Source organism: Ralstonia sp. SET104, assembly GCF_003851545.1.
Lineage (GTDB): Bacteria > Pseudomonadota > Gammaproteobacteria > Burkholderiales > Burkholderiaceae > Ralstonia.
This window is the reverse complement of the sequence record NZ_BHVX01000010.1, coordinates 149759-165007: the sequence shown is the minus strand read 5'-3', so window position 1 is coordinate 165007 and position 15249 is coordinate 149759. Positions and strand designations below refer to the sequence as shown.

Genomic DNA, 15249 nt, shown 5'->3' with positions numbered 1-15249 from the left:
ATAGTCGCACTGGGATCAAGCTCGTATCGCTGCGCATAATCCGGCGCTGCGCATAATCGCAAAAAATCCGCCACATCTTCGGTAAGCGATTGATTTTAAAAGAGAATCAATTGCCTTGGAGCGCGCCGCAGCAGATTCGGTAGGCAGTCGACGAGATCCTTCCGGGACGCCGATGGAACCTTGGATCGGGGCTGACCTGTCCGCTCAGCGGCTTCATCCGGCAGGAAACGATGCCCGCGGACGCCTGCCAGTTCAATCGCGAATGCCCGCAGTCCAGGGTGAGGAGTTGCTGAGCCGAAGGTAGGCGACGGCGGCATGTTTTAGCCGGTCGCCTCTGTTTCGTGCCCGCCCGTGCAGCAGCAAATTGGGGTGCTGCGGTTAGCTCTACCTCCGCTGCACGGGTTCGCGTTTTCCAAAACGCGGAGGTTCAAGACTCATTGCATGCCGAACCAGCGCTTGCGCAGCCAGGCATCGATCGAAAAGCCGCCGGCACCGCGGCACAGCAGCACCAGCAGCATGGCCGCCCACTGAATGTGGGTGGGCCATGCCAGCGGATAGACGAACACTTCGATCACCGTTGTCATGCCGAGCAGGATCAGCGCGACCGGCCGCGTCGCCAATCCCAGCACGAGCAGAATGGGTGCCGTCAGCTCAATCGATGCCGCCAGGTAGGCGGCCGGATCGGGCGGAAGCAACGGTAGCCGATAGTCTTCGCGAAACAGTTCAAGGGAGGTTTCCCAATTCGCCAGTTTCGTCATCGCCGAATTCCAGAAGACCGTGGCAACAGCGAGCCGCAGGGGCAGCGCAAGGACCGTATGTGGAACTCGGTCCAGCCATGCCACTATGCGTCGTACACGCAAGGCAAAGCCGGTGGATGGGAGCGTGGGTTGTGTCGGGTAGGTCATGGGTTCCAGCTCCAAAGGGTCGAATCGGGAGTCCGGCTGCCGAGGTCAATGGCGGCAAAGCATCCATCTGCCAGCAGCCCGCCGAGCCACGCCTGTGCTTCGGAAGAGGCGGCGTCCTCAAGTGCCGCGTGCAACGGGCGTCCGGCGAACAGCGCGGTCGCAAAGCGCCACTGAGGCTCCTCCAGCCGGCCGACATCGACGCCGACGGGCGTTCGCAAGACACGTAGCCAGACCGGACCCTCGGCCAAGTCGAGAGCCCCCAGGGCACCGTCATCGCGGTTCAGCACCGCCCGCCAGATCGTGTCCACAGGAAAGTTGGATTGGAGCAACCGCACAGCCGGATGCGGCACGAAAACGATGTCTGCCGGTTTGGCTTGAGCCTGTTGCGCTAAGCGTTCCAGATCGAGCGGCTGCATGTCGGGCGCATGCAGTACGGTGTTGACGGCCCACTCGAGCCTTGCGGTGTCCGGCAGGTAGGCAAGCGAGGCCGCTTCTGGCATCTGCGCCAGAAAATCGGGAAAGGCTGAGCCATACGCATCCAGCCAAGCACTTTGTGGTGGCGAGGCTTCAATGAACAGACGCGCCGCGCCTTCGAAGAATTCGGTGCCCACCAGCGATTGAATTGCCGGGAAGGAGAGCTGCAGCGCTTTGACCAGCGTACTGGTGGCGGTGTTGTCGTAGATGCCGAGCCGCTTGTGCGGCTCCAGCCCGTCCGCAGCCACGTAATCCAGGACGTCGCTGACCGCGTCGACGCCGGCACTGCGCAGCAGGTTCCGGCTGATCGCACGCTGCAGCTCAGAGAGTGTCGGGGCACAAGCTTTCATTGCGCTGGATTTCCAATACCGCCTCTGCGATTGCCGCCTCTTCCATCAGGACGTTCAGTTCCGGCACATCGGTGTCCCATTCGATCAGCGTGGGAACCGGGCCAAAGCGCCTGAGCGCTTCTGCGTAAAGCGCCCACACCGCCGGGCAGACCCGCGAGCCGTGATCGTCGATGCGCAGGATCTGCCCCTGTTCGAGCTGCCTGACGCTGTGGCCGGCCAGATGGATCTCGCCGATGGCCGACACCGGCAACGCGTTGAGGTAGGTCGTCGCATCCCAGCCGTGATTGCTGGCGCTGACAAAGATATTGTTGACGTCGCACAAGATGCCGCAACCGGTGCGGCGCGCGACTTCGGCGAGGAATTCCCATTCGGGAATCGTCGAGTGCGGGTAACGCAGGTAAGTCGACGGGTTTTCCACCAGGATGCGCCGCTTGAGCGCGCTCTGGAACTGATCGATATGCCGGCAGACGACGTTCAGGGCTTCGACCGTCATCGGCAGCGGCAGCAGGTCGGCGAAGTAGGTTCCGCCGGCCACGCTCCAGGACAAATGCTCGGAAACCAGGCCGGGGTCGACCCGTTGGACGACCTCGCGCACGCGTGCCAGGTGGCCGGCGTCCAGCCCGTCCGCGCTGCCCAGCGACAGGCCCACGCCATGCAGCGAGATCGGATAGTCCTGGCGGATCGCGTCCAGATACGCGGGCGCGCCGCCCCCGCCCATGTAGTTCTCGGTATGGACCTCGAACCACGCAACGGCCGGACGCGTCTCAACCACCGCCTGGTGGTGCTTGAAGCGCAGCCCGACCCCGGCGCGCGCCGGAATCGGGCTGGGCTCGCGTTGCGTTGCAACACGCGCGACAGTCATCGCTTGCCCCTGGCTCAGGCCGGCTTGACGCTGCCACCTTGAATCTTGCTGCAGTCGCCGGCAGGCAGCATCACAAACGACTTCGGATCGCGCGCCTGGGTCGCTTGTCCGGCGCAGGAGTGGGCACCTTCCGCGCAATCGTTCTTCGATACGGCGTTGATGCCATAACATTTTTCCAGGTGGTTCTTCGCCATCTTGGCCATGTTGTCCTTGACGATCTGCGGCATCCCGCTCATGTCTTTCGTGGCCTGCGCCTGAGCTGGCAAGGCTGCCGCGCCGAAGGCGAGCCCGAGTGCGGCCGACAGCGTGGTGGCGGCCAATGCATGCTTGTCCATCTTGCGTTCTCCTAAGGGTTCCGGTCTGGAATCGTGACCGCGTAAGAAAATTCGTCCAAGCCCGACCAAAGGTTACCGGTTCGACGGAATCTATTTGGGCGACAAATAGCTGGCTATGACACAGAATGCAAGCATGCTCCTCTACCCGCGAGACAGTGCCATGCGTGACATGAACGAGGCTCACGGCGCGGCTGGGCCTGACGGCCATTCGTCCGATGCAGCGACATCGCGGGCTGATGGTACGACAGACTGGTCGGTCGCCATGGCCCAGGCACAAGGCGGCAACCGAGAAGCCTATCGGCGCCTGCTCGAAGAAATCACCCCCTATCTGCGAGCGTTCGCTGCGCGTTATTTCCGCAACCGCAGCGATGTCGAAGACACGGTGCAAGACGTGCTGCTGACCATACATGCGGTCCGCCACACCTACGATCCGGCGAGGCCGTTCGGACCTTGGCTGGTTGCCATCGCGAAGCGGCGCATTATCGATTGCTTGCGCCGGCAGGGGCGCATCGGGCTGCACGAAACCGCACTCGATGCCGAGTTGGAAACCTTTTTTGCCGATGAATCGAACTTATCAGAGAGGACAGTGGATGCGCGCGTTGTGCACGAGGCGGTGGCGCGCCTGCCCAAAGGACAGCGCGAGGCAGTGCGGATGTTGAAACTCGAGGAGATGTCGTTGAAGGAGGCCGCCGCGGCCAGCGGGATGTCCGTTGCCGCGTTGAAAGTGGCAACGCATCGCGCACTGAAGACACTGCGCAAACTGTTGGAATCACGAGATAGCAAGCCGTAATGCGGACCCTAGATCTGATCGAATCCTTGGCGGCCGATGCGAGGCCGGTACGGCGGCTGCGGCCGCCCGTCGTGCGGGCTGCGTCCTGGTTGCTGCTTGCCATGCTGGTACTGGCGCTTGTCGCGCTCGTGCATGGCGTGCGGCCGGATTTGGCGCTCAAGCTGCGGCAGCCGGTGTTCTCAGTCGGTGTCGCGGCCGCCGCATTGACGGGTGTATTGGCTGCCGTAGCAACATTCGTTGCAAGCATCCCGGGGCGTTCGCGCCGATGGCTGCTCCTGCCTGCGCCGGCCCTGGCGGTCTGGGTCACCACGATCGGCTACGGGTGCCTCACCGATTGGGTCAATATCGGACCGGACGGCATCTGGCTCGGGGAAACGGCGCGTTGCTTCGGCACGCTGGTGATGGTCAGCGTGCCGCTTTCAGGTGCCTTGCTGATGATGCTGCGTTATGTGGCGTGGCTCTCGCCCGCGCCTGTGGCGATGTGCGGCAGCTTGGCCATTGCCGCACTGGCGGCAGTAGCGCTGTCCATCCTTCACCCGCTGGATGCCACGGCCTTGATTCTGCTATGGAACTTCGGGGCCACGCTGGTATTGGTCGGTATCAGTGGCGTGTGTGGTCAGCGGCTGTGGGACTGGCTAGCGCCACGCTGAGGGTGCCGAACGCGCGGGTTCAACCTCGAGCGCGCCCGTGCTCTTCGTGATCTGCGAGTCAGGGCTCAGGCGGGCGACATCGTGACAGCATGCACCCCAATCCCTTCCACAGGATCCAGTTTGTCTCGCCAAGGGGCGAGCTCGATCGTTCGCCTAGTGGCACGATAACCGGCTTCCCAACGTGCCAGTAACTGCGCGGCGCTGAAATCGATATCCTTGGCGTGATCGTCGTTGTCCAAATGCGGTGCCTGCAGCTGGATGACCTGTATCGTGGTCCCGCATCCCCATTGCAACAGCGCCTTGACCGCCGGCGAATCAATCTCGGCCGGCGCAATGTATTGGGCGAGTTCGCGGATGACGTGCCGCAAGCGATGAATCTGGCGCTGGCGTGCCAGTTGGGTTTCGGCCTTGCTTGCGTACTGAATGTCCTTTTGGCGGCCGATCACCTCCCAGATGGTTTCCGGTTCGGTGCCTTGCGGCGACCATAATTGCACCGCAAAGATGACCGAGCTGCGTCGGGGATTGTCATCAAGCACTGCCTCGAGCGGCGTATTGGAATGGATGCCGCCGTCCCAGTAGCTTTCCCCGTTAATGCGCACGGCAGGAAATGCCGGCGGAAGCGCGGCGGAGGCCATCACGTGTTCCAGCGTCAGCGTGGTATCGCGGTTCGTGAAATAGTGTTGGTTGCCGGTGCGCACATTCACCGTGCCCACGGTCAGCCGCACATGGCGTTCACGCAAATAATCGAAGTCCACCAGCGTGGCGAGCGACTCGCGCAGCGGCGCCGTAGAGTAATACGCGGCCGCGTCGGGGCCGAGTTGCAATTGTGGGCTGAGCCATGCACGGGGCTGGGGCCGGAAAAATCCAGGAAGTCCGTTGAGGACCGCGCTTAACTTGCAAAGGGCGCTCTCGGCCGCTGCGGAGGTGCTGGCCAGCGGGGACGAGACGCCGCACGTCACGCTATCCCAGAAGCGGTGCAAACGGTCCAGCCGTTCGGCCGGCGGGTTGCCGGCGATGATCGCCCCGTTGATGGCGCCGATCGACGTGCCGATGACCCAGTCCGGTTCGATGCCGGCTTCGTGAAGCGCCTGATAGACGCCCGCCTGGTAGCTTCCCAGTGCGCCGCCTCCCTGCAGGACCAGCACCACTTGTCCAGGCAGTGCCAAGTCCTCGCGAGGATTTGTACCGCCCCCGCTGGTGGAGGCTGATACGTTGATGTCGTCCACGGCACGTCTCCTGTTGCGCCCGACGCGGCCAGGCCTGATCAACGCCCACCGTAGCCGTAGAGGCTTTCCTTTAGCAGCGCGTCCATGCGGGCGACCGCGTTGCCTTTCATGACGATCGTGGTGCCGTCCTTGGTTTCCAGCACCTGCCCTTCTTTTACCCGGACCGCACGCCCGAATTTGCTCTCGACGCCCATTTTCCCATCTCTGAAGACATACACGGTCGAGCCGTCCTTGAGCTCATAGGTTTTCACGACATCGCGCATGTCAATGTCAGCCGCGAAAGCGAACAACGGTGCCACGGCAACGACGGCGGCAATGACGAAATCCCGATACATGGCTAGCCTCCATTCGTAACATAACGTGTGAGACGGGACGGCGAATCGGGCTACCGCTTCGCGTAGGCGCCTTGCCTGAGGCACGTCTGCGCAGGCACAGCTGCTTGCTTTCCAGACTGCGTGCTGTCAGCAAACGGACGGGCATTCGAACCTCTCCTTACCAAAAGATTCGCTCGCGGGACTCAAAAGGTTTCCCTCCTCGATTGAACGGCGGCACTTGTGCGGGGCATCGGCGGTAGCTCAGGTTATGGCGCAGGCTCGTGATCGAGGTCGGAACATGGCGCTGCGCGCGCGCAGGGCTGTCGCGCGGGATGTAATCCCGGGGAACGCCAGGCACTTGTGCGATGAAGTTTTTTTTACTGTCGCCGGCGTGCTCGGCGAGCAGGCGCTCAGCCATCAGCAAGCCGTAGGCGGCAATGCTCAGGCTGGCGTGGTGATGGAATCCTCGCCAGCCACGTCCTTCGTAATGGTCCAGGCCACAGTCTTGCTGCAGATCCTGGTGGTCACGCTCGATGCGCCAGCGCCGATGGGCGGTGCGAACCAACTCGTCGAGTGGCGTGTCCTCGGGCATCAGCATGACGTGCCCACCGTGCGCCGGCGGCGCCACCTCTGTCTAGTGTCCTACCTATGACAGATGCGCGCCGCGCTCGCCGGCGCTGAAGGCGGCCTGCAGCGCCGGATGCACGACGGTGCGCCAGTGAGGTCCGGTAAAAAGCCCGTAGTGGTCGCACGCCTCGACATCCAGATGATACCGCCTCGCGTCGTCGATCCCTGCGCACAGCCCGTGCGCGGCATGTGTCTGCCCGGCGCCCGTGATCGGGTCGAGACGCCCCTCGATGGTGATAAGCACGGTGTCGCGCAACGCGTCGGGCCGCACCGCTTCGCCGTCGACACGCCACGTGCAGTTCGCGAGACAGGCCCGCTGGAATACCTGATCAACGATGTCGAGAAAATATTCGGCGGGCATGTCGAGCAGTGCCATGTAATCACGCAGCGCGCACTGTGCGTCGGCGAGCGCGTCGGGGTCGTCGTGCGACGTCGCGTCCGCGTAGCTGTCGATGAGCGACAAATAGCGAAACGGATAGACGGCAACGATTTCCGCCAGCTGCAGATACGCGGGAAACACATCGCGTCCGTGTCCGGCGAAGCCGGCGGGCACGATGTCAAACAGGTTGCGTCGGCACCATTCGAGCGAACGCGATTCGGCCGCGCGGCCGAGCATGCTCGGATTGCGCCGCGCGTCGAGCGGGCCGCCGATCATCGCAACGCTAACGGGCGGCCTGAAGCCACTGCTCGCACGCAGCGCGAGCGCGCCGAGCGCCGGATACGTCGCCTGACAGACCGCAACGACGTGCAGCGGCCGTCTGTCGGCGGACAACGTGCCGAGAAAGCCGTCGAGCATCCGCACGTAGTCGTTGAGACTGAAGCGGCCCGCGTCGAGCGGCACGTCGCGCGCGTTCAGCCAGTCGGTAACGTACACGTCGCCGTCCTCGAGCAACAGTGCGACCGTCTCGCGCATCATCACGGCCGCGTGGCCCGACAGTGGCACGCAAAGCAGGATTGCGCGGGGCGCGGGCGTGCGGCCGACGCACGAGAAGCGGCGCAGCGCACAGAACGGTGCGTCGACCACGACCGTTTCGGCAATCGCGTGTTGGCGGCCGTCGAGCACGAGCTGCCCGAGCGCGAAAGGCGGCGGTGCCACCGCAGGGTGAAGCAACGACGCGAACAGATCGTCGTAATACGACGCTGCCACATGCGGCTGCGTCGTGGCCGGCCACATGCTCAGCGCCTGCCGTGCCGACTCGCTGCACAGGCGCAGCCAGTGACGTTGCTGTTCGACGAGCGCATACCACATGGAGCGATCCTCGGAGGATGGCCAAATCCACTGTTGCAAACCTGTGGGAGGGGCGATTGATTTATACCAAGTGGCGCGGCGGGCGTGCTCGCGCTGACCGGCTCGCGATGGCGGCCAGCCAGAGCGCCGCGTCGGCGCGGGAGCAAACCGTCGCACGCGCGCTGCATATCGGCTACAGCGATGCGATGAACTCTTTCCAGGGGGTGCCTTGCAGCGTCTCCGTGGTCGCATGCCCTGTCCTTGGCAAAATCACGGCGTGCCCGAAAGCGGCCGCCGGCACAAAAACCAGGTTTTAGGGTGCTGGTTCCGGAATTGCTTTGCGTCGCCGATCGCGCCGACAATGGCCGTGGCGGTGATGGGGCCGACGCCATGGACGGCGGCAATTTTCTTACACAGCGCATGACGTCGTCCACGGCACTCCTCCTGTTGCGCCCCGCGAGGCCTAATCTCAATACCCATAACGTCTCTGCTTGAGCAGCGCGTCCATGCGGGCGACCTCGTTGCCTTTCATGACGATCGTGGTGCCGTCCTTGGCTTCCATCACTTGCCCTTCCTTTACCCCGCCGACCGCCAGGCCAAATTTGCTCTCGACGCCCATTTTTCCGTCCCTGAATACATACACGGTCGAGCCGTCCTTGAGCTCATAGGTTTTCACGACATCGCGCATGTCGATGGGAGCCGCGAAGGCGAACAACGGTGCCGCGGCAACGACGGCGGCAATGACGAAATCCCGATACATGGCTAACCTCCATTGGTAACGTAACGTGTGAGTCGGGTCGGCGAATCGAGCCACCTGTTAGGAGGCGCCGGCACGTTGATGTCGTCCACGGTGCTCCCCCTCTTGCGCCCCGCGCGGCCTAATCTCTCAATACCCGTAACGGTTCCGCCTGAGGAGCAGCACCTCCACGCGGGCGAGCTCGTTGCCTTTCATGACGATCGTGGTGCCGTCCTTGGTTTCCATCACCTGCCCCTCCTTTACTCTGACCGCCTGGCCGAATTTGTTCTCGACGCCCATGTTTCCGTTCTTGAAGACATACACGGTCGAGCCGTTCTTGAGCTCGTAGGTTTTCACGACGTCGGTCATGTCAGCTGCGAAGGCGAACAACGGAGCGACGGCAACGACGGCGGCAATGACGAAATCCCGATACATGGCTAGCCTCCATTGGTAAGTAACGTAACACCGGCCCGAAGTGGTAGCCCGATTTGCCGACCCGACTCACAGCCTTGCCTGAGGCACGTGTGGCGCGTTCGGATGCACAGGCACAACCGCTTGCTTGCCAGACTGCGTACTGTCAGCAAACGAAAGGACATTCGAGCCTCTGTCCCTGTCCAAAGATTCGCTTGCGGGCCCCAAAAGGTTTCCTCCTCGATTGAACGGCGACGCGTGCCGGGGGGCATCGTGCCTTCAGACGGATGCAAAGCACTTGCCCTCGGTCGCGCGTAACCTTTGCAGGCGTGGTGGCGAATCTATGGATGACAACGACTTCGATCGAGGGCTCGCCGCTCCCGGCGAAGAGGTTGGTCCCTGATCGCTGGAGGTGCCCAAATGATCAAACAACTCTTGCTTCTCGTCGGCGCGGTGATCGCCCTTGGCGCGGGCGTCGCGTATGGCCGCACGACGTGGGATGTCTATACGGATGGCGCCAGTCTTTCCGGTCCGCGCGACCCCTATACCGATGGTGGAAAAGCCGGGAAATACGACGTCTATACCGACGGCGCCAAAATCGGCGACAAACGCGACCCATTCACTGACGGGGCATAGTCAAGACGTCTACGGCGCGACTGACGAGGGGGCGGTGCGCCGTCTTTTTTTTTTTGCGCGAACGGGCCAGCCGCCCGTCGCATACCTTGCACCCACGAGAGAAAACCCTACAGCGCGGGGCGCCTCTAGCGTTGTCGCTTTTTTCCGCGCGGGGCAGGATCACGCTTCAGGAGACGAGCTCAAGTCGTGACTTTCTTCTGCTGGCAGATCGGCCCACTCCAGGTTTTTGTAGTCCAGCCTTTGTGGGGCGCCCGGCTTGATGACCTCAAAATAGGGCGACACGTCGAAATCGCGCGGCACGAACAGGCTGTGATGGCGGATGTGGAGTATCTCTTTGACGCACGCCTCGCACATCGGATCGTTCGCCATGCGGCGCGTGATGATCGGCAGTATCGGATACCGCACGGCTTGGAAGGCTTGCGCGATGAGCGTCGAGCAGATCGCCTGAGTTGGATCGCCGCTTCCCAAGGCCAGCATTTTTCGGCGCCAGCGCGTCGGCACCGGCGGCGTGGGAATCAGGTAACGCGCCAGATCGAAGACATTCTTCAGGTCGTAGCGTTGACCGAGACGTGCGATCGCGTAGTCGACAACCCGCATCGCGTCGGCTGGCGTGATCGCGAAAGGCCGGCAGATCCGCGTGTGCAAGCCGCTGAATTCCGCGATTGACACGCCTCGTACTCCCTCCACGGTGTCGGCTTCAATAAAAACCAGTGGCTCGCCGTTGCGATCGTGGCCAAGATCACGGCCAACATAGAGCGCCGCGTGCGACCACGTCGACTGCGTAAGGTACTTGATCGCGGTACTGATGCGCCGGTTCCCCTCCACCAGCAAGACATCGCATGGCTGAATCGCATCGGCAAGCAGAGCGGGATCAGTGGGTGGGTTCGGATATGGACCCGGCGAAACACCCGTCAGGTAGCGCGCCAGCCACTTCCCGAAGGTTTGGAGAGGCGTTCTCATACTGACCTCCGGGGGCGTTTCAGCGAGTCGATCAACGGGCAGGAGACCGTGCCCCCTGTAGCGCCACAGGCGCGCACCAAGCCGGCGAGCGCCGCCTCGATGCGGCGCAGGTCACGCAGTTTGTCGCGCACGTCGCGCAGCTTGTGCTCAGCCAGCACGCGGGCCTCCTCACAGTGGGCGCCATCTTCCAGCTTCAACAATCCGGCGATCTCTTCGAGGCTGAACCCCAGCCGCTGCGCTGCCTTGATGAAACTGACCCGCGCCACATCCGCCGCACCGTAGCGCCGGATGCTTCCGAACGCCCGCTCGGGCGCCAAAAGCAAGCCCTTGCGCTGATAAAAGCGGATCGTCTCCACATTGACCCCAGCCGCCTCAGCAAAGGCGCCGATGGTCAGGTTCTTCAACCTGTTTTCCATCCCGCTTGACTCCGTACTTGACTACGGAACTAACGTTACTGCACGAGCCGAAACCTCGAAAGGAGAATCTGATGCCGGAACCGCAAACCGGGCGTGGTGCCCTCGCTGCCGGCGGGCTGGCCGCCCTCCTTGCTTCCACCTGTTGCCTGGGACCATTGGTTTTGGTCGCCTTGGGGGTCAGCGGCGCCTGGATCGGCAACCTGACCGCGCTGGAACCGTATCGCCCGATCTTCATTGGAACGGCGCTGGTTGCCTTGTTCTTCGCCAGGCGGCGAATCTTCCGGCCGGCAACGGCGTGCAAGCCGGGCGAGGTCTGCGCGATTCCGCAGGTGCGCGCCACCTACAAGCTGATTTTCTGGATCGTGGCCGCGCTCGTGTTGGTCGCGCTTGGCTTCCCCTATGTGTTGCCTTTCTTCTACTGATCAGGAGTCCACTATGAAAACGCTGTTCGCCACGATCGCCCTCGCCACTGCCGTCGTTCCCGCATGGGCCGCCACGCAGACGGTGACGCTTTCCGTGCCCGGCATGACCTGCGCGGCCTGCCCGATCACGGTCAAGAAGGCGCTCTCCAAGGTCGAGGGCGTCAGCCAGGTGGACGTGAGCTTCGAGAGGCGGGAAGCCGTGGTGACCTTCGATGACGCCAAAGCCAACGTCCAGAAGCTGGCCCGTGCGACCGAGGACGCCGGCTATCCGTCCAGCCTCAAGCGCTGAACCGGGAGCGACGCCATGAAACCGATCGCGCGGATTGCCGACAAGGCCGGAGTGCTTGGAGCCGTCGTCTCGGCGATGGGCTGCGCCGCCTGTTTTCCCGCCCTCGCCAGCCTGGGGGCGGCCATCGGCCTCGGTTTCCTGCAGCAATGGGAGGGGCTATTCATCACTATCCTGATCCCGCTGTTCGCTGCCCTTGCGCTGCTGGCGAACGCGCTGGGCTGGCTGCGCCATCGGCAATGGCATCGCAGCCTGCTCGGCATGATTGGCCCGCTCCTGGTGCTGGCAGCGGTGTATTTGACTGATGGCTGGCGGAGCGAATTGCTGCTCTACGTCGGCTTGGCCTTGATGGTCGGGGTGTCGATCTGGGATCTCGTTTCGCCCGCGCACCGTCGCTGCGGGCCGAATGGCTGCGAGCTGCCCGCGAAGCACGGCTGACGGCCATGGCCCCCCACGCATTGAGAGGTACGACTCTATGACACAGTTAAAGATCGCCGGCATGACCTGCGACTCCTGCGCGGCTCACGTTAAGGAGGCGCTGGAAAACGTGCCCGGCGTGCAATCGGCGCAGGTGTCTTACGCCGAGGGCAGCGCCCAGCTCGCCATCGACGCCGGCACGTCACCCGAAGCCCTGATTGCCGCGGTAACCGGACTCGGCTATCGCGCGGCGCTGGCCGATGCCCCGACCACGCCAGCGCGCAGCGGGCTGCTCGGCCGAGTGCGTGATTGGGTCGGTGGCGGCGACAAGGCCGGACACAACGATGGCGGGCTGCATATCGCAGTCATCGGTAGCGGCGGGGCCGCGATGGCGGCGGCGCTGAAAGCTACGGAGCTTGGCGCGCGCGCGACGCTGATCGAGCGCGGCACGATTGGCGGCACCTGCGTCAACGTCGGCTGCGTGCCCTCGAAGATCATGATCCGCGCCGCCCACATCGCCCACCTGCGTCGGGCAAGCCCCTTCGATGCGGGCCTGCCGCCCACGCCGCCAGCGATCCTGCGCGAGAAGCTGCTGGACCAGCAGCAGAAACGTGTCGATGAACTGCGACATGCCAAGTACGAAAGCATCCTCGCCGGCAACTCGGCCATCACTGTGCTGCATGGCGAAGCGCGCTTCCAGGACGACCGCAACCTCACAGTGCGGCTGATCGAGGACTTCGAGCGCACGGTGGCCTTCGACCGGTGCCTCATCGCCACCGGGGCGAGCCCCGCCATTCCGCCAATCTCCGGCCTCAAGGACACCCCCTACTGGACATCGCTTGAGGCGCTGGCGAGCGACGCGATCCCGGAGCGTCTGGCCGTGATCGGCTCGTCGGTAGTGGCCGTCGAACTGGCGCAAGCCTTCGCCCGGCTGGGCAGCCAAGTCACTATCTTGGCGCGTAGCACGCTGTTCTTCCGCGAAGACCCGAGTATCGGCGAAGCGCTCACCGCGGCGTTCCGCGCCGAGGGTATTGAAGTGCTGGAGCATACGCAGGCCAGCCAGGTCACGTATGCGGACGGCGAATTCATGCTGACCACCGCGCATGGCGAAGTGCGCGCCGAAAAGCTGCTGGTCGCTACCGGCCGTACGCCCAATACTCGCGATCTGAACCTGGAGGCGGCGGGCGTCAACGTCAATGCGCAGGGGGCCATCGTGATCGACCCCGGCATGCGCACCAGCAGCCCTGACATTTATGCGGCGGGCGACTGCACCGACCAGCCGCAGTTCGTCTACGTCGCGGCAGCGGCTGGCACCCGCGCGGCGGTCAACATGACCGGCGGTGAAGTCAAACTCGATCTGACTGCCATGCCAGCGGTGGTGTTCACCGATCCGCAGGTCGCGACCGTGGGCTACAGCGAGGCTGAAGCGCATCACGATGGCATCGAGACCGACAGCCGTCTGCTCACGCTCGAAAACGTGCCGCGCGCGCTCGCCAACTTCGACACACGCGGCTTCATAAAGCTGGTCATTGAGGAAGGCAGCCGGCAGCTGATCGGCGTGCAGGCGGTCGCCCCGGAAGCCGGCGAGCTGATCCAGACTGCGGCACTCGCCATCCGCGCGCGCATGACGGCGCAGGAGCTGGCCGACCAGTTGTTCCCCTATCTGACGATGGTGGAAGGGCTGAAGCTCGCGGCACAGACCTTCAGCAAGGACGTGAAGCAACTGTCCTGCTGCGCCGGGTAGCGGGAAGAAAGGAGGATGCCGTGGGCAGCTACCTCAAGCCGAGCTGGCGCGGCTACGCCATGCGCTGGATGGCGGGGACGGAGACGCCAACGAATGCCTGGCGCACTTGCGCGCGCTGGTCGCGGCAAGGCGCGAAGCGCTGGCGGTGCGCGATCGGCGGCTGGCGAGGATGATGTCCGCTGCACGCCGGTATGCCGAAATGGATTCTCATCATGGATAGCCCCAACGGCGGCGACCATGAACGTTAGAAGTTGAGACGGAAGCCGGTAGTCAGGATGTAATTGTTCTTGAGTGCGGTGCCGTTCAGGTGCTGCGAAATAGGAATCTGGATGCCGGCTTCAAGCACCCATTTGCGGGTCACATACTGCAGGGTCGGGGTTAGAAACAGCGTGGTGCCGCCCGAGTTCGGATCACCCATCCCGTTCACCCGATCCTTGGCGGTATGGATGAGGTTGGCCTCCAACCCGCCATAGAGGAAGCCGGGGACGCCTTCGCTCAGCGTGCCGGGCCACAGCCGGCGCTGGACCGACAGATCAAGACGGGTGATCGCGCCGGCCCGGAAGCCGTTGGCTTTGCCATTGGATTGATGCGCAAGCTGCACATCCCCTCCCCAATCCAGGGATTGGTAGGACGCCACCACACCGCCTTGCCAGTCCCACGAGCCGGAGCCCGGCTGCAGCATCGGCGGCAGGCGCCCGAAACGATCCGATGCGTGGTCGTTGCCGGTCGGTGCTTTGACACCGAGAAACGGCGCGACGCGGATGGTGCTCCCAGGTGCGTTGTCCTCATAGGCCGTGTATCGGCCCAGGAACATCGCATCGCCGAAGCCCGCCTGGCTGCGTGACACGTCCGACCCGCCCATGTTCATCGACAAGCGCCTGTCCATATATGGCAATACTGCAAACACCGCGAGGTCGCGGGTCACGCCATAGCCGAGCATCGTCATGAGACCCGACACCTCCATGCGGCGGTTCATCGGCGTCGGGTCGTTGGCGCTTTTCATGAATACGAACTGCTCGCGCAGAATCCATTCGTCCTGGGAAATGGGCAGGGCTGTATTGAAGGTAATCGGCGCAGCGCAAACCACGCCTCCCCAGACACCCAGCACGGCTATCCAGGCTTTATGCATGGAAGAGCGTTTCATTTAACTTCCTCGGTAGCGACATGCGCCTCGCCGGGCGTAAAGCCGGCGTCGTGGATGAGCTGCTTGTAGCGACCGATGTCGGGCTGCGCGCCAGCTCTAAGCACGATGTGCACGTTCTGCTCCTTCAGGCTCGCAGCGGCGTGATCGACGTTGCTCGCCTTGCCCAGGTTCTTCTCCAGCCCGTAGGCGCAGAACGGGCAGGTCATGCCCTTGACCGCGATGTCCACCACTTGGCGCTCAGCGCCGAACGCCAGAAGCGGCAGGCTGAGCGCCAAGGCCGCTGCTATGTGTCTCAGATGAAACCTTTCCATGATGA

At 63.4% G+C, this 15249-nt stretch carries 22 protein-coding genes and 1 pseudogene; 8 read left to right on the top strand and 15 right to left on the bottom strand.

From position 1 onward, the window contains the following. Positions 1–434: 434 nt before the first annotated feature. Genes PSUB009319_RS14825 through PSUB009319_RS14810 form a run of 4 tightly spaced genes read right to left on the bottom strand, consistent with a single transcriptional unit; the run spans position 435 to position 2926 of the window. Positions 435–905 carry a DoxX family protein gene (locus PSUB009319_RS14825; RefSeq protein WP_124382979.1) on the bottom strand — a complete coding sequence of 157 codons (471 nt, stop codon included), beginning with the start codon at positions 903–905 and terminating at the stop codon, positions 435–437. Continuing rightward, entirely contained in the window at positions 902–1729 is an 828-nt protein-coding gene (locus PSUB009319_RS14820) for a DNA-binding domain-containing protein (RefSeq protein ID WP_124382978.1), read from the bottom strand. The genes PSUB009319_RS14825 and PSUB009319_RS14820 overlap by 4 nt, the downstream gene beginning before the upstream one ends. Beyond that, positions 1701–2591, bottom strand: coding sequence for a DUF692 domain-containing protein (locus PSUB009319_RS14815; RefSeq protein ID WP_124382977.1), 891 nt, complete (start codon positions 2589–2591; stop codon positions 1701–1703). Before PSUB009319_RS14815 ends, PSUB009319_RS14820 begins: the two co-directional genes overlap by 29 nt. A 14-nt stretch (positions 2592–2605) precedes the next feature. Further along, a complete protein-coding gene (locus tag PSUB009319_RS14810) occupies positions 2606–2926 on the bottom strand; it encodes a DUF2282 domain-containing protein (protein WP_124382976.1) in 321 nt (106 codons plus the stop codon). 160 nt (positions 2927–3086) lie between these two features. Here PSUB009319_RS14810 and PSUB009319_RS14805 point away from each other — a divergent pair, with 160 nt between their 5' ends. Then, positions 3087–3716, top strand: a complete 630-nt coding sequence (locus PSUB009319_RS14805; RefSeq protein WP_306308032.1) for a sigma-70 family RNA polymerase sigma factor — start codon at positions 3087–3089, stop codon at positions 3714–3716. Next, positions 3716–4366, top strand: coding sequence for an NrsF family protein (locus PSUB009319_RS14800; protein ID WP_124382975.1), 651 nt, complete (start codon positions 3716–3718; stop codon positions 4364–4366). The genes PSUB009319_RS14805 and PSUB009319_RS14800 overlap by 1 nt, the downstream gene beginning before the upstream one ends. 65 nt (positions 4367–4431) lie before the next feature. On the opposite strand, the gene PSUB009319_RS14795 is transcribed toward PSUB009319_RS14800, so the two are convergent. From PSUB009319_RS14795 to phaZ, 4 genes and pseudogenes are all read right to left on the bottom strand, one after another. Next, a complete protein-coding gene (locus PSUB009319_RS14795; protein ID WP_374704201.1) occupies positions 4432–5583 on the bottom strand; it encodes a patatin-like phospholipase family protein in 1152 nt (383 codons plus the stop codon). A gap of 47 nt (positions 5584–5630) precedes the next feature. Next, a complete protein-coding gene (copK, locus tag PSUB009319_RS14790; RefSeq protein WP_124382974.1) occupies positions 5631–5927 on the bottom strand; it encodes a periplasmic Cu(I)/Cu(II)-binding protein CopK in 297 nt (98 codons plus the stop codon). A 157-nt stretch (positions 5928–6084) separates the two neighbouring features. Next, positions 6085–6498 (bottom strand): annotated as a pseudogene (locus tag PSUB009319_RS23285) (transposase); the annotation flags it as partial. A gap of 54 nt (positions 6499–6552) precedes the next feature. Beyond that, positions 6553–7782, bottom strand: a complete 1230-nt coding sequence (gene phaZ, locus PSUB009319_RS14780) for a polyhydroxyalkanoate depolymerase (protein WP_124382973.1) — start codon at positions 7780–7782, stop codon at positions 6553–6555. A gap of 17 nt (positions 7783–7799) precedes the next feature. Here phaZ and PSUB009319_RS22930 point away from each other — a divergent pair, with 17 nt between their 5' ends. Further along, positions 7800–8078 (top strand): hypothetical protein, encoded by a 279-nt coding sequence (locus PSUB009319_RS22930; RefSeq protein WP_185453475.1) that lies wholly within the window; start codon positions 7800–7802, stop codon positions 8076–8078. On the opposite strand, the gene PSUB009319_RS23475 is transcribed toward PSUB009319_RS22930, so the two are convergent. From PSUB009319_RS23475 to copK (PSUB009319_RS14765), 3 genes are all read right to left on the bottom strand, one after another. Then, the gene (locus PSUB009319_RS23475; protein ID WP_374704200.1) at positions 8032–8241 is read right to left on the bottom strand and encodes a transposase; all 210 of its coding nucleotides are present in this window, start codon (positions 8239–8241) and stop codon (positions 8032–8034) included. The two genes, PSUB009319_RS22930 and PSUB009319_RS23475, sit on opposite strands and share 47 nt — an antisense overlap. Further along, positions 8231–8521 carry a periplasmic Cu(I)/Cu(II)-binding protein CopK gene (gene copK / locus PSUB009319_RS14770; RefSeq protein WP_124382972.1) on the bottom strand — a complete coding sequence of 97 codons (291 nt, stop codon included), beginning with the start codon at positions 8519–8521 and terminating at the stop codon, positions 8231–8233. The genes PSUB009319_RS23475 and copK (PSUB009319_RS14770) overlap by 11 nt, the downstream gene beginning before the upstream one ends. A gap of 126 nt (positions 8522–8647) precedes the next feature. Then, on the bottom strand, positions 8648–8932 hold the full coding sequence (gene copK, locus PSUB009319_RS14765) for a periplasmic Cu(I)/Cu(II)-binding protein CopK (protein WP_124382971.1): 285 nt from the start codon (positions 8930–8932) through the stop codon (positions 8648–8650). Between the two features lie 396 nt (positions 8933–9328). Here copK (PSUB009319_RS14765) and PSUB009319_RS14760 point away from each other — a divergent pair, with 396 nt between their 5' ends. After that, a complete protein-coding gene (locus PSUB009319_RS14760) occupies positions 9329–9544 on the top strand; it encodes a hypothetical protein (RefSeq protein ID WP_124382970.1) in 216 nt (71 codons plus the stop codon). Positions 9545–9703: 159 nt separating this feature from the next. Here the strand turns inward: PSUB009319_RS14760 and PSUB009319_RS14755 are convergent, their stop codons facing one another. Both PSUB009319_RS14755 and merR read right to left on the bottom strand, forming a co-directional pair. After that, on the bottom strand, positions 9704–10504 hold the full coding sequence (locus PSUB009319_RS14755; RefSeq protein WP_124382969.1) for a YiiX/YebB-like N1pC/P60 family cysteine hydrolase: 801 nt from the start codon (positions 10502–10504) through the stop codon (positions 9704–9706). Beyond that, positions 10501–10920 carry an Hg(II)-responsive transcriptional regulator gene (gene merR / locus PSUB009319_RS14750; protein WP_124382968.1) on the bottom strand — a complete coding sequence of 140 codons (420 nt, stop codon included), beginning with the start codon at positions 10918–10920 and terminating at the stop codon, positions 10501–10503. The genes PSUB009319_RS14755 and merR overlap by 4 nt, the downstream gene beginning before the upstream one ends. A 71-nt stretch (positions 10921–10991) precedes the next feature. On the opposite strand from merR, the gene merT reads away from it, so the two are divergent. From merT to merA, 4 genes are read left to right on the top strand one after another with little or no spacing between them, the layout of a single operon-like run. Further along, entirely contained in the window at positions 10992–11342 is a 351-nt protein-coding gene (merT, locus tag PSUB009319_RS14745) for a mercuric ion transporter MerT (RefSeq protein ID WP_124382967.1), read from the top strand. Between the two features lie 13 nt (positions 11343–11355). Then, positions 11356–11631, top strand: coding sequence for a mercury resistance system periplasmic binding protein MerP (gene merP / locus PSUB009319_RS14740; protein ID WP_124382966.1), 276 nt, complete (start codon positions 11356–11358; stop codon positions 11629–11631). A gap of 15 nt (positions 11632–11646) precedes the next feature. Next, entirely contained in the window at positions 11647–12066 is a 420-nt protein-coding gene (gene merC, locus PSUB009319_RS14735) for an organomercurial transporter MerC (protein WP_124382965.1), read from the top strand. A gap of 37 nt (positions 12067–12103) precedes the next feature. Continuing rightward, positions 12104–13789 (top strand): mercury(II) reductase, encoded by a 1686-nt coding sequence (merA, locus tag PSUB009319_RS14730; protein WP_124382964.1) that lies wholly within the window; start codon positions 12104–12106, stop codon positions 13787–13789. Positions 13790–14033: 244 nt separating this feature from the next. Here merA and PSUB009319_RS14725 read toward each other — a convergent pair whose 3' ends face one another. Together PSUB009319_RS14725 and PSUB009319_RS14720 are read right to left on the bottom strand one after the other, a co-directional pair. After that, complete coding sequence (locus tag PSUB009319_RS14725) at positions 14034–14933, bottom strand: transporter (RefSeq protein WP_124382963.1); 900 nt, start codon at positions 14931–14933, stop codon at positions 14034–14036. Beyond that, positions 14930–15244 carry a heavy-metal-associated domain-containing protein gene (locus tag PSUB009319_RS14720; protein WP_124382962.1) on the bottom strand — a complete coding sequence of 105 codons (315 nt, stop codon included), beginning with the start codon at positions 15242–15244 and terminating at the stop codon, positions 14930–14932. Before PSUB009319_RS14720 ends, PSUB009319_RS14725 begins: the two co-directional genes overlap by 4 nt. Positions 15245–15249: the final 5 nt, after the last annotated feature.

What these genes read in the sequence shown, in the direction of transcription:
- PSUB009319_RS14825 (WP_124382979.1), bottom strand. Translation starts at nt 905, where the DNA reads ATGACCTACCCGACACAACCCACGCTCCCATCCACCGGCTTTGCCTTG.
- PSUB009319_RS14820 (WP_124382978.1), bottom strand. Translation starts at nt 1,729, where the DNA reads ATGAAAGCTTGTGCCCCGACACTCTCTGAGCTGCAGCGTGCGATCAGC.
- PSUB009319_RS14815 (WP_124382977.1), bottom strand. Translation starts at nt 2,591, where the DNA reads ATGACTGTCGCGCGTGTTGCAACGCAACGCGAGCCCAGCCCGATTCCG.
- PSUB009319_RS14810 (WP_124382976.1), bottom strand. Translation starts at nt 2,926, where the DNA reads ATGGACAAGCATGCATTGGCCGCCACCACGCTGTCGGCCGCACTCGGG.
- PSUB009319_RS14805 (WP_306308032.1), top strand. Translation starts at nt 3,087, where the DNA reads ATGCGTGACATGAACGAGGCTCACGGCGCGGCTGGGCCTGACGGCCAT.
- PSUB009319_RS14800 (WP_124382975.1), top strand. Translation starts at nt 3,716, where the DNA reads ATGCGGACCCTAGATCTGATCGAATCCTTGGCGGCCGATGCGAGGCCG.
- copK (WP_124382974.1), bottom strand. Translation starts at nt 5,927, where the DNA reads ATGTATCGGGATTTCGTCATTGCCGCCGTCGTTGCCGTGGCACCGTTG.
- phaZ (WP_124382973.1), bottom strand. Translation starts at nt 7,782, where the DNA reads ATGTGGTATGCGCTCGTCGAACAGCAACGTCACTGGCTGCGCCTGTGC.
- PSUB009319_RS22930 (WP_185453475.1), top strand. Translation starts at nt 7,800, where the DNA reads ATGGCCAAATCCACTGTTGCAAACCTGTGGGAGGGGCGATTGATTTAT.
- PSUB009319_RS23475 (WP_374704200.1), bottom strand. Translation starts at nt 8,241, where the DNA reads ATGGGTATTGAGATTAGGCCTCGCGGGGCGCAACAGGAGGAGTGCCGT.
- copK (WP_124382972.1), bottom strand. Translation starts at nt 8,521, where the DNA reads ATGTATCGGGATTTCGTCATTGCCGCCGTCGTTGCCGCGGCACCGTTG.
- copK (WP_124382971.1), bottom strand. Translation starts at nt 8,932, where the DNA reads ATGTATCGGGATTTCGTCATTGCCGCCGTCGTTGCCGTCGCTCCGTTG.
- PSUB009319_RS14760 (WP_124382970.1), top strand. Translation starts at nt 9,329, where the DNA reads ATGATCAAACAACTCTTGCTTCTCGTCGGCGCGGTGATCGCCCTTGGC.
- PSUB009319_RS14755 (WP_124382969.1), bottom strand. Translation starts at nt 10,504, where the DNA reads ATGAGAACGCCTCTCCAAACCTTCGGGAAGTGGCTGGCGCGCTACCTG.
- merR (WP_124382968.1), bottom strand. Translation starts at nt 10,920, where the DNA reads ATGGAAAACAGGTTGAAGAACCTGACCATCGGCGCCTTTGCTGAGGCG.
- merT (WP_124382967.1), top strand. Translation starts at nt 10,992, where the DNA reads ATGCCGGAACCGCAAACCGGGCGTGGTGCCCTCGCTGCCGGCGGGCTG.
- merP (WP_124382966.1), top strand. Translation starts at nt 11,356, where the DNA reads ATGAAAACGCTGTTCGCCACGATCGCCCTCGCCACTGCCGTCGTTCCC.
- merC (WP_124382965.1), top strand. Translation starts at nt 11,647, where the DNA reads ATGAAACCGATCGCGCGGATTGCCGACAAGGCCGGAGTGCTTGGAGCC.
- merA (WP_124382964.1), top strand. Translation starts at nt 12,104, where the DNA reads ATGACACAGTTAAAGATCGCCGGCATGACCTGCGACTCCTGCGCGGCT.
- PSUB009319_RS14725 (WP_124382963.1), bottom strand. Translation starts at nt 14,933, where the DNA reads ATGAAACGCTCTTCCATGCATAAAGCCTGGATAGCCGTGCTGGGTGTC.
- PSUB009319_RS14720 (WP_124382962.1), bottom strand. Translation starts at nt 15,244, where the DNA reads ATGGAAAGGTTTCATCTGAGACACATAGCAGCGGCCTTGGCGCTCAGC.